The organism is Alkalibacterium sp. m-11 (assembly GCF_054658155.1).
This window is the reverse complement of the sequence record NZ_BAAGIR010000643.1, coordinates 1-248: the sequence shown is the minus strand read 5'-3', so window position 1 is coordinate 248 and position 248 is coordinate 1. Positions and strand designations below refer to the sequence as shown.

Genomic DNA, 248 nt, shown 5'->3' with positions numbered 1-248 from the left:
TGGGGATTATCCAACAAAAAAATGAATAAGAAGGATTTTAATAGCCTAGAAACCCTTGGTTTCTCAATCTTTAGAGACATGCATACAGAACGCGTTTATCCAAACTGGATGTTACGTTATTTTGAAACATTGACTGAAAGCGAACAGAGGGTGTACTTCCACTCCTTTCGCCAGGTGACTGATCAAATGTATTCCGAAGATTATTTGATTGATCGGTTGAAATGGATTTTAAAATATCCAGCTATCGA

Annotated in this window: 1 protein-coding gene; it reads left to right on the top strand. The window is 36.7% G+C overall.

The genetic code is table 11. The features are described from left to right. Positions 1-21 precede the first annotated feature (21 nt). Positions 22-248, top strand: a 227-nt coding sequence (locus ACYQ2O_RS13765; RefSeq protein ID WP_459796880.1) for a hypothetical protein, incomplete at its 3' end; no start/stop codon positions are given.